Raw genomic sequence first — 12709 nt, forward strand, 5'->3', positions numbered from 1 at the left:
GGGTCTCCACCCTCGCCTACCCGGCGGGGGCGGGCGGGCCCCCCCCCCGCGCCCCCCCCCCGCCGGGGCGGCCCCTATTTCTACCGCCGCGGGGGGACCGTGCGATGCGCACGGTCCCGCCGCCTGTGTTCCGCCGTCCCGCCGGTCAGACGGTGCTGACCACCACGGTCTTCGCGGCCTTGTCGTGCAGGCCCTGCTTGTAGGGCTTGTCGACGGACATCATCACGATCAGGATCAGCCACCACACACACGGGCAGCACAGGAGCGCCGGCAGCCAGAGCACGGCGCCGCGCATCAGCGCCGCGTTGGACTCCGGGGTGGAGCCGTCCTGGAGGTTCGCCACGCGCAGGTTCATCAGCTTCTTGCCGACGGTCTGGCCGTTCTTCTTGACCATGAACCACTCGTAGCCGACGAAGGCCACGCACGCGATGAGCGTCCAGATGAAGGACGAGCCGCTGTAGCTCTGGCTGACCACGTCACCGAGGTCGTCCGTGTCCGTCTCGACCTTGCGGAACGGCAGCTGGATCACGGCCAGCGGGATACCGATGATCAGTGCGTCGATGATCCGGGCCGCGACGCGCTTGCCCATGTCGGCGAGCGGGGGCATGCCCTGCAGCGGGTCGGGGCCGCCGCCGTAGCCGCCGAAGGCGCCACCGCCTCCGCCGTACGGGTCGCCGCCTCCGGGAGGAGGCGGTGGGGGCGGGGTGTTGTACGGGCCTTGGGCGCCGCCCCCGTACGGGTTGCCGCCCGAGGGCGGCGGGGGCGGCGGGGTGCCGTAGGGGTCGCCGCTCGGCGGCGGGGTGCCGCCCTGCGGGGTGCCGTAGGGGTCGCTCGGGGGCGGGGTGCCCTGGCCCTGCGGGCTGTCGTAGGGGGAGCCGCTGCCACTGCCGGACGGCGGCTGCTTCTGGAACGGATCGTCGTCCGGGCCCGAGCCTGAGCCCGGGGGCGGCGGGTTCGTCGTCATGGCCCGAGTCGACCGCGTGGGCCGGGTCGGCGCATCCGGGTGTGGGCCGTCCGGGTTACGAACCAGGCCCGCCGGATACGGGGGTCAGGGGGCGAAGCCCCCGGTCTCAGGAAGAGAGGGGTCTCCCCTGCTCGAACGAAGTTGAGAGCTTGGGGTTGGGTGGGGGAACTCAGCCCGCCACGAACGTACGCGCGGCCTTGTCGTGCCAGCACTGGCGCCAAGGGCGGTCGAAGAGGCACCAGATGATGCCGACGACGCCGATCACCAGCAGGCCCGGAATCGTGTAGACGAGCCAGCGCTTCAGGGCCGCGCCGAACGTCGGGGGCTCGTGCTCCTCGATATCGCGGACCTCGATGCCGCAGAGCTTCTTGCCCAGGGTGCGGCCCCACTTGGCGGTCGGCAGCGCCTCGTAGAGCAGGCCGACGACGAGCAGGACGCCGAGGACGATGCCGAGGTATCCGGCGGTCGTGCCGTCGAGCAGCCAGACCGTGGTCTTCAGACCCGACAGCTTGGCCTCGTCGATCTTCGCCTCGATGTGGTCGAGCGCCTTCGGTACGACGGGGATCGCCGCGGCCGCGGTGACACCGCCGACGACCAGGGTGTCGACGAGGCGGGCCGCGAGCCGTTTGCCGAGCCCGGCGGGCCGGGCCGAGGCCTGCGCGCTCGCCATGGCGAGGAACGGGTCCTCGGCCACCGGCTTGAACGGCGTCACCGGCTGACCCTCGGCCGCGGGCGGCTGCGCGAGCTGGTGCGCCTGCTGGGCCCAAGAGACGTTGCCGCCGCCGGGGCCCGGAGTCACGGGCGAGCCCGGCTGCGGGTAGCCGTAACCGGACTGCGCGGGCGGGCCCGCCTGCGGCGTCGCGGGAGCGGCGGGCTGCGGGTAGCCGTAGCCGGACTGCGGGACGGCGGGGGCCGGGGGCTGGGGCGCGGGCTGGGCGGGAGCCGTCGGCCCGGCAGGCGCGCTCGGCTGAGCCGGCGGTGCGGCGGCCCGAGCCGGCGGTGCGGCGGCCTGAGCCTTCGGGGCGGAGCCGGCGGCTTCGACGCGGCGGATCGACATCGTGCCGTCGGTGCGGTGCGACGGTCCCTGAGGTGCCGCCGTACCGGCCTGGCCCGCGCGCGGGCGCAGGGCGCGCATCGTCATGGTCCCGTCGGACGGGACATCCGCGGAGGGCGCCGAGGATGCGGCGGACTCGGCCCCCTTCTCCGTATCGGAAGAGCCCGCAGCAGAGGAGGAAGCCGAAGGAGCAGGAGAAGGGGCGGACGCGGCGACTCGCGGGTCCTGGCCCGAGCCGGCCGGCGCACCCCACGACACCCGGCGGTCCTGCTCCCCGCCGAACCCGGACTGCCGTCCCGCGTCGGCCTGCCACGCGGAGGCCGGTTCGGGGCGGGCACCGTGCAGGTCCTCCGGCTCGGAGGGCGCGGAGGGCGCGGAGGGCGCGGAGGGTACGGCGTCGGCAGGTGCGTCCGAGGCCACGGACGCGGCGGGCGCCGCCGCAGATGCCGTCGGAGCCGAAGGCGCGGGCGCGGGCGAGGGCGCGGACTGAGCAGCCTGGGCGGAAGTGGCCGGGATCGCGTCCGCCGGCACCGCGTCCGCCGGCTCCTCGTCGAAGAACATGGGGCCCGTCTCGTCCGCCCGCGGTCCCTGCTGGGCCGGTACCGAGGGTGCCGCGCCGCCACCGGGCGGTGCCGGCATGGCCTCGCCCTCGGACGGGGCGGGGCGGCTGGTGCCGGGGACCCAGGCAACTCCGTTCCAGTACCGGACATATCCGGGAATGGACGGATCGGGGTAGTAGCCCGCGCGCGGGCTGGTGTCGCCGGGTGCCGGGGTGGGCGCGCTCATGGTCCGTCGTCCCGTATCTGCTCGGGGGTCTTGGGGTAGTGGGTCCACATCTATCAGACCTCCGGCCGCACCCGGGCCCGTCCCGCTTCATCGGCCCCTTTCGAGCACGCACGCGACCGGCCGCCACAGTGACCCAGGTCACCTCCAACTGCCGCAAGAAAGCTGAAGAAAGTCGCGTAATCAATCCGCCCCACCGCGCTCTCTCCTTCCGTGGGCCGCTTCGGAGCCCGCAGGAGGAAAGGAAGCTGACGCACATGCACACCGTGGTGGAACGCGAGCTGGAGCTGAGGCTGGTGCTGTCGCCGGAGCGGACGATCCCGGTGCCGGCCAGGCTCACTTATCGCACGGACGATCCGTACGCCGTGCACATCACCTTCCATGTCAACACCGATCTGCCCGTGAACTGGACCTTCGCCAGGGAGCTCCTGGTCGAGGGGGTGTTCAGGCCGTGCGGACACGGGGACGTCAGGGTCTGGCCGACCAAGGTCGAGGGCCGCAGCGTGGTGCTCATGGCGCTGAGTTCACCCGACGGTGACGCGCTGCTCGAAGCGCCCGCCGCCGCCGTGTCCGCCTGGCTCGAGCGCACACTGCGGGTGGTCCCGCCGGGTGCTGAATCCGAGCAGCTCGGCATCGACGAGGGCCTGGCCGAGCTGCTCGCCCCCGCACCGCGCGGTCACGACGATCTGTGGCTGAGCGACCCCTGGCCCTCGGACGAGTCCAAGGACGGTGAGTGATCCCGTACGTGCCCGTCCATCGCCGTACTGCCGTACATGAGAGCGCTAGAACAGCTTGCCCGGGTTGAGGATGCCCAGCGGGTCGAAGGTCTGCTTGATGCCCCGCTGCAACTCGACGCCCACCGGGCCGATTTCGCGCGCCAGCCACTCCTTCTTGAGGACGCCCACACCGTGCTCGCCGGTGATCGTGCCGCCGAGTTCCAGGCCGAGGGCCATGATCTCGTCGAAGGATTCGCGGGCGCGCCTGGACTCGTCGGGGTCCTGCGCGTCGAAGCAGACCGTGGGATGGGTGTTGCCGTCCCCCGCGTGGGCGCAGACCCCGATCGTCAGGTCGTACTTCTCCGCGATCCGCGCGGTGCCTTCGAGCAGGGCGCCGAGCTGTGAGCGCGGCACGCAGACGTCGTCGATCATGCTCGACCCCTTGATCGCCTCGAGCGCGGTGAGCGACAACCGACGCGCCTGGAGCAGCAGTTCGGACTCGGCGTGGTCCTCCGCCGGTACCACTTCGGTGGCGCCCGCCGCCGCGCACAGCTCGCCCACGGCCGCCAGGTCGGCGGACGGGTCGGGGGTGTCGAAGGCGGCGAGAAGGAGCGCCTCGGTGGTCTCGGGCAGGCCCATCCGCGCCATGTCGTTGACGGCGCGTACCGTCGTACGGTCCATGAGTTCGAGCAGCGACGGCACATGGCCGGCTTCCATGATCTTGCATACGGCGTCACAGGCGGCCGCCGTCGAGGCGAACTCGGCTGCCAGGACCAGCTGTTGGGGCGGCTGCGGCTTGAGCGCGAGCACCGCGCGGACCACGATGCCGAGGCTGCCCTCGGAGCCGACGAAGAGCCGCGTGAGGTCGTAGCCCGCGACCCCCTTCGCCGTACGGCGGCCCGTGCTGAGCAGCCGGCCGTCGGCGAGGACGACGTCGAGGCCGAGCACGTACTCGGCGGTGACCCCGTACTTGACGCAGCACAGGCCGCCCGAGGCCGTGCCGATGTTGCCGCCGATCGTGCACATCTCCCAACTGGACGGATCCGGCGGGTAGTACAGACCCCGCTCCCCCACCGCGCGGGACAGCACGGCGTTGATGACGCCGGGTTCGACCACGGCGATACGGTCCACGGGGTTGATCTCGAGGATCCGGTCCATCTTGACCAGCGAGAGCACGATGCAGCCGTCGCTCGCGTTCGCCGCGCCCGAGAGGCCGGTGCGCGCACCCTGCGGGACGACCGGCACCCGCAGCGCGGTCGCCGTGCGCATGACGTGCTGCACCTCTTCGACGGTGCGCGGGAGCACCACGACCGCGGGTGCGCCGGCCTCGCAGAAGCTCGCCATGTCATGCGCGTACGAGGCGGTGACATCGGGGTCGGTGAGGATCGCTTCGGCGGGGAGTACGTCCTGCAGGCGCTGGAGGAGCTCGGGTGCGGCGGTCATGATCCCCAGACTGGCACCCGGGGCCATCGGTGTGAACCCGTCCACTCAACCGCTTGCCGTACATCCGTGTGCTCTTCATATGGGCGCACAGTTGCGCCATGGCGAACGAACAGGAACGTGAGGCTCCGGGCTCCGATTGGCCGCCGCCGTTCGGGCAGGGGACGGGACAGGGAACAGAACGGACAGCGGGATACGGGACACAGCGGGAGCCCGAGGACCGGTGGGCCACGCCCGATGCGAGGCCGCTCGGCGCGTGGGCCGGGCCCGAGGCCGCCGGGCCCGGGCCCTCGGAGCCGTTCACCTCTGAGCCGTTCACCTCTGAGCCGGTCACCACGGAAGGCCGCCGCACTCCGCCCCGGCGGGACAGCGCCCACGCCCTGCGCCGGACCGTGATCACGTCCGTCATCGGCTCGGTCGTCCTGTCCTGCTCCGTGTTCGCGCTCCCGCTCGTCGTGGAGCACGGCCCCGAGCCCGCGCCCGGCCCTGTCGGCCGGGCGATGCAGGCGGTGGGCGCGGGGGCGCCGGCCTCGCTGACCGATCTCGGTGCGCTGATCGCCGATCGCGAGGCGCACCTGGCGAAGCACCCCGGGGACGAGGAGTCCTGGGCGGTGCTCGGCGGCGCCTACGTGGAGCACGGGAAGCGGACCGCCGACCGCGGGCTCTACACGCAGGCCGAGCAGGCGCTGAACCGTTCGCTGGCCGCACGCCCCGCCGACCAGGGCAATATCGAGGCGCTGGCCGCGATGGCCGCCCTGGCGAACGCTCGGCACGACTACCGGGCCGCGAAGAAGTGGGGCGAGCTGGCGGTGATGCAGAAGCCGGGGCGCTGGAACCTCTACCCCGTGCTGATCGACACGTACGACCGCCTCGGCGACTACAAGGCGGCGGACAAGGCCCTGGAGAAGCTCCAGGAGCTGCACAACAACGCGGCGATCATGGCGCGTTCCGCCGAGCTCTACGTGGACCGCGGCTGGCGCGAGAACGCGGCCGCCGCGATCGTGGACGCCGCCGCGCTCGCGGACGCCCCCGCCGAACAGGCCGCCTACCAGCACAGCGTGGGCGAGCACGCGTGGGAGCGCGGTGAGCCGGCGGAGGCGCTGCGCTGGTTCGAGACGGCGCTGCGCACCGACCCCGAGCACTATCCGGCCATCGGCGGCAGGGCGCGTGCGCTCGCCGCGCTCGGGCGGACCACGGACGCCCTGGCGACGTACCAGGACGTGCTGCGCAAGCTGCCGCTGCCGCAGTACGCGGTGGAACTGGGCGAGCTGTACGAGTCGATCGGGCTCGACGCCGCCGCGAACGCCCAGTACGACGTCGTACGGCGGCAGTTGGCGGATCCGGGTGCGGATCAGCTGGTCCTTGGGCTCTTCGAGGCGGACCACGGGGACGCGGACGCGGCGGTCGTGCGGCTGACGGCGGAGTTCAGGCGGCATCCGGGGCGGCAGGTCACGGACGCGCTGGGGTGGGCCCACTACCGGGCCGGGGACAACAAGCAGGCACTCGCGTACGCGAAGCGCGCGATGGACAAGGACGCTCCGCGCAGCGCGCTGTTCGCGTATCACCGGGGACAGATCGAGCGGGCCGTCGGCGAGTACGGGGCGGCACGGCGCTTCCTCACTGAGGCCCTGAAGGTCAATCCGCACTTCTCGCAGGTGCACGCACCGGCCGCGCAGGAGGCCCTGGACGCGCTGGGCGAGCCGCCGCCGGGCGGACCGGCGAACGTCACCGGCGAGAAGCCGCAGGCGCCGTCGCTCGGCCGGCCGTCCGGGTCGCGTCAGCAGGTCGCGCCCACGGGCCGCGGTGGACCCAAGTCCTCTCAGCAGGGCGGGAGTTCCTCGCGCAAGGGCTCGGGCTCGTCCACGTACAAGAAGCAGACTCCGCGTACGCGGGAGCAGGCGCCGCAGCGGACGACTCCGCGCAAGCAGAGCGGCGGCAGCGGGAGTGGCAGCGGCGGGAGTGGCAGCGGCGGCGGCACGAAGCCGACGCCCAAGCGCACCGCCCGCTGAAGCCGACACCGGCTCCGGCTCCGGCTCCGGCTCCGGCTCCGGGCACGAAAGGGGGCGGGACCTCGAAAGGTCCCGCCCCCGCCCGTGGTTACAGGTTGCCGCGCTTCTCCTGCTCGCGCTCGATCGCCTCGAACAGGGCCTTGAAGTTGCCCTTGCCGAAGCCCATCGAGCCATGGCGCTCGATCATCTCGAAGAAGACGGTCGGACGGTCCTGGACCGGCTTGGTGAAGATCTGCAACAGATAGCCGTCCTCGTCGCGGTCGACGAGGATCTTCAGCTCGCGCAGGGTCTCGACCGGGACGCGGGTCTCGCCCGCCCACTCGCCGAGGGTGTCGTAGTACGAGTCCGGGGTGTCGAGGAACTGGACACCGTTCGCGCGCATGGAGCGGACCGTGGCGACGATGTCGTTCGTGGCGAGCGCGATGTGCTGGACACCGGCGCCGCCGTAGAACTCCAGGTACTCGTCGATCTGCGACTTCTTCTTCGCGATCGCCGGCTCGTTGATCGGGAACTTGACCTTGAGCGTGCCGTCCGCGACGACCTTCGACATGAGTGCGGAGTACTCGGTGGCGATGTCGTCGCCCACGAACTCCTTCATGTTCGTGAAGCCCATGACCTTGTTGTAGAAGGCCACCCACTCGTTCATCTTGCCGAGCTCGACGTTGCCGACGCAGTGGTCGATGGCCTGGAAGGTGCGCTTGGCCGGCGGCTCGACCATCGGGTCCGCGGCCGCGAAGCCGGGCAGGTACACGCCGTCGTAGCCGGTGCGCTCGACCAGCGTGTGACGGGTCTTGCCGTACGTGGCGATCGCGGCGCGCACGACGGTGCCGTGCTCGTCCTTCGTCTCGTACGGCTCGTCGATCCCGCGGGCGCCGTGCTCGATCGCGTACGCGTAGGCGGCGCGCGCGTCCGGGACCTCGATGGCGAGGTCGATCACGCCGTCGCCGTGCTCGGCGACATGGGCCTCGAGGAAGCGGCCCCAGTCGGTGGAGGCCTTGATGACGGAGGTGAAGACGAAACGGGCCGAGCCGTTCTTGAGCACGTAACTGGCGGTCTCGCGGCTGCCGTTCTCCGGTCCGGAGTACGCGACCAGCTGCATGCCGAAGGCGGTCGAGTAGTAGTGCGCGGCCTGCTTGGCATTGCCCACGGCGAAGACGACCGCGTCCATTCCCTTCACCGGGAAGGGGTCGGCCTGCCGGGCGGTTTCGGGAGTCTGGTGCATGGTCTCAGTCATGGCCGTAGGGTCTCTCCGGCCCGCAAGGTGCGCAATAGTTGGTGAATCCACTGGGCAATCTGCACAGTCGTACGCCAGGATGGCCGGACGATCTGTACATGATGACCAGTCGGAGTGTGACCCACGCCATGGCCCCGCCCTCGTCGCCCTCGCCCGGCTCCTCCGGCATCGACCAGCTCGACGGCCGCCTCATCGTGCTGCTCGCCCGCGAACCCCGTATCGGCGTCCTGGAGGCCTCGCGGCGGCTCGGGGTCGCGCGCGGGACGGTGCAGGCGCGGATGGACCGGCTTCAGTCGAATGGAGTCATCCGGGGCTTCGGCCCCGATGTGGACCCGGCGGCGCTCGGCTACCCGGTGACGGCCTTCGCGACGCTGGAGATCAAACAGGGCCAGGGCACGGAGGTACGGGCGCATTTGGCCGGCGTTCCCGAAGTGCTGGAACTGCACACCACGACCGGGCACGGGGACATGCTGTGCCGTCTGGTGGCCCGTTCCAACGCGGATCTTCAACGTGTGATCGACCGGGTTGTGGGTTTTGATGGCATCGTCCGGGCCTCCACGGCGATCGTCATGGAAAATCCCGTTCCGCTGCGGATCATCCCGTTGGTGGAGCAGGCGGCGGCCTGGGAGGACAGCGGCACCTGAGCCGAGCCGGCCCTGATCCCGAGAGGTGAGCACGTGTGAACTTCTGGGACTACCTGAGCAGCCGGCACGAGCAGCTCCTGGCGGACGCGTTCCAGCACGCCAGCGCCGTCTTCCAGTGCATGGTCATCGCGACGCTCCTCGGCATCGTGATCGGCGTCGTCACCTACCGCAGCGAATGGGCGGGCAACCTCGCCACGCTCACGACCTCGACGATCCTGACCGTCCCCTCCCTGGCCCTGATCGGTCTGCTGATCCCGATCGTGGGTCTGGGTGTGCCGCCGACGGTGATCGCGCTGACCCTGTACGGGCTCCTTCCGATCGTGCGGAACTCGATCGTGGGTCTGCGCGGGGTCGATCCGGCCCTGGTGGACGCGGCCAAGGGCATCGGGATGTCGCGTACGGCCCGGCTCTTCAAGGTCGAGCTGCCGCTCGCGTGGCCGCCGATCCTGACCGGTATCCGGGTCTCCACGCAGATGCTGATGGGCATCGCCGCGATCGCCGCGTACGCCTCGGGCCCCGGGCTCGGCAATGAGATCTTCCGCGGGATCGGCTCCCTCGGCAGCAAGAACGCACTCAACCAGGTACTCGCCGGCACGCTCGGGATCGTCGTCCTCGCGCTGCTCTTCGACGCCGCCTACGTACTGATCGGACGGCTGACCATCTCTAGGGGTATCCGTGTCTGAGACGACCACGACCGAGGCCACCGCTCCGAGCGCCGTCCAGCAGACCACCGGCGCGACGATCGAGCTGGAGAACCTCACCAAGCGCTACCCGGGCAGTCCGGAGCCCGCGGTGGACAGCGTGAACATGGAGATCAAGGCCGGTGAACTGGTCATCTTCGTGGGGCCTTCGGGCTGCGGGAAGTCCACGACACTGAAGATGATCAACCGTCTGATCGAGCCGACCGGCGGCCGGATCCGGATCGACGGCGAGGACGTCACGGACATGGACCCGGTGAAGCTGCGCCGCAAGGTCGGCTATGCGATCCAGTCCTCCGGGCTCTTCCCGCATATGACCGTCGCGCAGAACATCGCTTTGGTGCCGAAGATGATCGGCTGGTCGAAGCCCAGGATCAAGGACCGGGTCGAGGAGATGCTCGATCTGGTGGGTCTGGATCCGGCCGAGTTCCGGGGGCGCTATCCGCGCCAGCTGTCCGGTGGGCAGCAGCAACGGGTGGGCGTGGCGCGGGCGTTGGCGGCCGATCCGCCCGTACTCCTGATGGACGAGCCGTTCGGCGCGGTCGACCCGATCACCCGTGACCACCTCCAGGACGAGCTGATCCGGCTCCAGCACGAGCTGCACAAGACGATCGTCTTCGTCACGCACGACTTCGACGAGGCCATCAAGCTCGGCGACCGGATCGCGGTCCTGCGCGAACGCTCGCACATCGCGCAGTTCGACACCCCGGAAGCGATCCTGACGAATCCCGCCGATGACTTCGTGTCCGGTTTCGTGGGCGCGGGCGCGGCCCTGAAGCGGCTCAACCTCACCCGCGTACGGGATGTGGAGATCCGCGACTACCCGACCGTGACCGTGGACGATCCGCTCCAGGAGATCTTCAACAAGCTGCGCGACGGCACCACCAACGAGCTGCTGCTCCTGGACAAGCGCGGCCGGCCCTACAAGTGGCTCCGGCGCGGCGACCTGATGCGGGCGCGCGGTTCGCTGGCCCGGGCGGGCGCGCTCGTGCACGACACGGTGACGCGCGACGCCACACTGCGCGACGCCCTGGAGGCCGTGCTCACCGAGAGTGCGGGGCGGGTCGCGGTGACCGGGCGGCGCGGTGAGTACACGGGCGTCGTGGACATGGAGACGCTGATGAACTCCGTGCACGAACTCCTCGAACAGGACCGCCTCGACGCCATCGAGCACCAGCACGACCTCCAGGACCAGCGTGCCGAGCAGACCCATCGCGCACAGGAGGGCGAGGGGGCCGGGTTCCGGGAGGAGGAGTCGTGACGCCACCGCAGGAGCCACCGCTCGGACCCCATCCGACCGAACCGCGCCGCCCGGACGGCGAGCACGAGCTCAAGGGACACACCTTCCGTGACACCGGCGACGGCGAGCCGGAGGCCACCCCGGTCGTCTCCGCCACGCGCGAGCCGCGGCGCCTGACCTGGCAGAAACTGACCTTTCTGCCGGTGACGCTGTTCGTGGTGCTGCTGATCACCTGGCTGTGGTTCCGCAACGCCGAGCTCGACTCGATCTCGCAGAACGCGCTCGCGGACGGAAACGTCTGGGTGCGCCTGAAGCAGCACATCGAACTCACCGTGATCTCCACGTTCTTCGTGCTGCTCATCGCGATCCCGCTCGGGATCCTGCTCACCCGCAAGCGACTGCGGCCGGCCGCCCCCTTCGCGATGGCGCTCGCCAACATCGGCCAGGCGACCCCCGCCATCGGTCTGCTGGCGCTGCTGGTCATCTGGATGGGCATCGGCATGAAGGCCGCCCTGGTCGGCATGGTGATCTACGCGGTGCTGCCCGTCCTCTCCAACACCATCGCGGGCCTCAAGGCCAACGACCCGACCCTCCTCGAGGCCGCGCGCGGGATCGGGATGTCCCCGATGGGGGTCCTCGGCAAGGTCGAACTCCCCCTCGCCGTACCGCTGATCCTCGCGGGCGTACGGACGGCACTGGTCCTGAACGTGGGCACGGCGACGCTCGCGACCTTCGGCGGCGGTGGCGGGCTCGGCGACCTGATCTCCACCGGCATCACGACCCAGCGCATGCCGGTCCTGGTCCTCGGCTCGATCCTCACGGTCGCGCTCGCGCTCCTGGTGGACTGGCTGGCCTCGCTCGCGGAGATCATGCTCAGGCCGCGCGGCCTGGAGGTGCGCTCATGAAGCGGCGGCTCTACGGGGTGTGCGCGGCCCTCGCGTTGCTCGCGGCCGGCTGCGGTCTGCACAGCGGCAGCCCACTGGTCGCGGATGTCGCGCCGGGTTCGATCGGCAAGGGCAAACCGCTCGACGGGGTCGATCTCACGGTCACCTCCAAGGAGTTCACCGAACAGCTGGTCCTCGGCCAGATCATGGGCATCGCGCTCAAGGCCGCCGGCGCCGACGTGCTCGACCGCACCGGCATCCAGGGCTCCATCGGTGCCCGCGAGGCCGTCAAGTCCGGTGACGCGGACGGGATGTACGAGTACACGGGCACCGGCTGGATCACGTATCTCGGCAACACGGAGCCGGTCGTCGGCGCCGAGGCGCAGTGGAAGGCCGTACACGAGGCGGACCTGAAGAACGGCATCGACTGGCTGCCGCCCGCCGAGCTCAACAACACGTACGCCCTCGCCGTGAACCAGGCCAACGAGAAGAAGTACGGCACCAAGACACTCTCCGACGTGGCCGCGCTCTCCAAGTCCGACCCGTCGGCGGTGACGCTCTGCGTCAACCAGGAGTTCGCCTCGCGCGACGACGGACTGCCGGGCATGGAGAAGGCGTACGGCATGAAGATCCCGCCGTCCCAGGTGCAGACGATGGACTCCGGGATCGTCTACACCCAGGTGTCGGGCGGCACGGCCTGCACGTTCGGCCTGGTGTTCACGACCGACGGCCGGATCAAGGCGATGGATCTGGTCGTGATGGAGGACGACAAGCACTTCTTCCCGTCGTACAACGCGGCGCCGATGATGAACACCGAGACGATGAAGGAACACCCCGAGATCGCGGACATCCTCGACCCGATCACGAAGAAGCTGACGAACTCGGTGGCGCAGGATCTGAACGCCAAGGTGGATGTGGAGGGGCAGGATCCGCATCAGGTGGCGTTGGACTGGTTGGTTTCGGAGGGGTTTGTCACCAAGAGCTAGGGCCCGTTTCGGCCATCCGTCAGTTACAAAGACTTGGTTGCAAAGAAACCGTTGCAA

Annotated in this window: 11 protein-coding genes; 7 read left to right on the plus strand and 4 right to left on the minus strand. The window is 70.4% G+C overall.

Features of this window, described 5'->3' with window-relative positions:
- Window positions 1-145: 145 nt before the first annotated feature.
- Window positions 146-964, minus strand: coding sequence for an RDD family protein (locus ABT367_RS14740; protein WP_352253221.1), 819 nt, complete (start codon window positions 962-964; stop codon window positions 146-148).
- A 169-nt stretch (window positions 965-1133) separates the two neighbouring features.
- Window positions 1134-2804: an RDD family protein gene (locus tag ABT367_RS14745; protein ID WP_352253223.1), complete on the minus strand. Its 1671-nt coding sequence runs from the start codon at window positions 2802-2804 to the stop codon at window positions 1134-1136.
- A 254-nt stretch (window positions 2805-3058) separates the two neighbouring features.
- Here ABT367_RS14745 and ABT367_RS14750 point away from each other — a divergent pair, with 254 nt between their 5' ends.
- A complete protein-coding gene (locus ABT367_RS14750) occupies window positions 3059-3538 on the plus strand; it encodes an SsgA family sporulation/cell division regulator (RefSeq protein WP_352253225.1) in 480 nt (159 codons plus the stop codon).
- Window positions 3539-3583: 45 nt separating this feature from the next.
- Here ABT367_RS14750 and ABT367_RS14755 read toward each other — a convergent pair whose 3' ends face one another.
- On the minus strand, window positions 3584-4960 hold the full coding sequence (locus ABT367_RS14755) for an FAD-binding oxidoreductase (RefSeq protein ID WP_352253227.1): 1377 nt from the start codon (window positions 4958-4960) through the stop codon (window positions 3584-3586).
- A gap of 98 nt (window positions 4961-5058) precedes the next feature.
- Here ABT367_RS14755 and ABT367_RS14760 point away from each other — a divergent pair, with 98 nt between their 5' ends.
- The gene (locus ABT367_RS14760; RefSeq protein WP_352253229.1) at window positions 5059-6966 is read left to right on the plus strand and encodes a tetratricopeptide repeat protein; all 1908 of its coding nucleotides are present in this window, start codon (window positions 5059-5061) and stop codon (window positions 6964-6966) included.
- Window positions 6967-7054: 88 nt separating this feature from the next.
- On the opposite strand, the gene hppD is transcribed toward ABT367_RS14760, so the two are convergent.
- Window positions 7055-8200, minus strand: a complete 1146-nt coding sequence (hppD, locus tag ABT367_RS14765) for a 4-hydroxyphenylpyruvate dioxygenase (RefSeq protein ID WP_352253231.1) — start codon at window positions 8198-8200, stop codon at window positions 7055-7057.
- Between the two features lie 128 nt (window positions 8201-8328).
- On the opposite strand from hppD, the gene ABT367_RS14770 reads away from it, so the two are divergent.
- The 5 genes from ABT367_RS14770 to ABT367_RS14790 are packed head-to-tail and all read left to right on the plus strand — an operon-like array spanning window position 8329 to window position 12652.
- On the plus strand, window positions 8329-8844 hold the full coding sequence (locus ABT367_RS14770) for an Lrp/AsnC family transcriptional regulator (protein ID WP_352253324.1): 516 nt from the start codon (window positions 8329-8331) through the stop codon (window positions 8842-8844).
- Window positions 8845-8879: 35 nt separating this feature from the next.
- Window positions 8880-9527, plus strand: coding sequence for an ABC transporter permease (locus tag ABT367_RS14775; RefSeq protein ID WP_352253233.1), 648 nt, complete (start codon window positions 8880-8882; stop codon window positions 9525-9527).
- Window positions 9520-10803: a betaine/proline/choline family ABC transporter ATP-binding protein gene (locus ABT367_RS14780; RefSeq protein ID WP_352253235.1), complete on the plus strand. Its 1284-nt coding sequence runs from the start codon at window positions 9520-9522 to the stop codon at window positions 10801-10803. The genes ABT367_RS14775 and ABT367_RS14780 overlap by 8 nt, the downstream gene beginning before the upstream one ends.
- Window positions 10800-11687 carry an ABC transporter permease gene (locus ABT367_RS14785; RefSeq protein ID WP_352253237.1) on the plus strand — a complete coding sequence of 296 codons (888 nt, stop codon included), beginning with the start codon at window positions 10800-10802 and terminating at the stop codon, window positions 11685-11687. Before ABT367_RS14780 ends, ABT367_RS14785 begins: the two co-directional genes overlap by 4 nt.
- The gene (locus ABT367_RS14790; RefSeq protein WP_352253239.1) at window positions 11684-12652 is read left to right on the plus strand and encodes a glycine betaine ABC transporter substrate-binding protein; all 969 of its coding nucleotides are present in this window, start codon (window positions 11684-11686) and stop codon (window positions 12650-12652) included. Before ABT367_RS14785 ends, ABT367_RS14790 begins: the two co-directional genes overlap by 4 nt.
- Window positions 12653-12709 lie beyond the last annotated feature (57 nt).

It is taken from the genome of Streptomyces mesophilus, assembly GCF_040300965.1.
In the GTDB taxonomy this organism is placed as follows: Bacteria; Actinomycetota; Actinomycetes; order Streptomycetales; family Streptomycetaceae; genus Streptomyces; species Streptomyces mesophilus_A.

Coding starts and splice junctions, on each gene's coding strand:
- ABT367_RS14750 (WP_352253225.1), top strand. CDS start 3,059: ATGCACACCGTGGTGGAACGCGAGCTGGAGCTGAGGCTGGTGCTGTCG.
- ABT367_RS14770 (WP_352253324.1), top strand. CDS start 8,329: ATGGCCCCGCCCTCGTCGCCCTCGCCCGGCTCCTCCGGCATCGACCAG.
- ABT367_RS14790 (WP_352253239.1), top strand. CDS start 11,684: ATGAAGCGGCGGCTCTACGGGGTGTGCGCGGCCCTCGCGTTGCTCGCG.
- ABT367_RS14740 (WP_352253221.1), bottom strand. CDS start 964: ATGACGACGAACCCGCCGCCCCCGGGCTCAGGCTCGGGCCCGGACGAC.
- ABT367_RS14745 (WP_352253223.1), bottom strand. CDS start 2,804: ATGAGCGCGCCCACCCCGGCACCCGGCGACACCAGCCCGCGCGCGGGC.
- ABT367_RS14760 (WP_352253229.1), top strand. CDS start 5,059: ATGGCGAACGAACAGGAACGTGAGGCTCCGGGCTCCGATTGGCCGCCG.
- hppD (WP_352253231.1), bottom strand. CDS start 8,200: ATGACTGAGACCATGCACCAGACTCCCGAAACCGCCCGGCAGGCCGAC.
- ABT367_RS14755 (WP_352253227.1), bottom strand. CDS start 4,960: ATGACCGCCGCACCCGAGCTCCTCCAGCGCCTGCAGGACGTACTCCCC.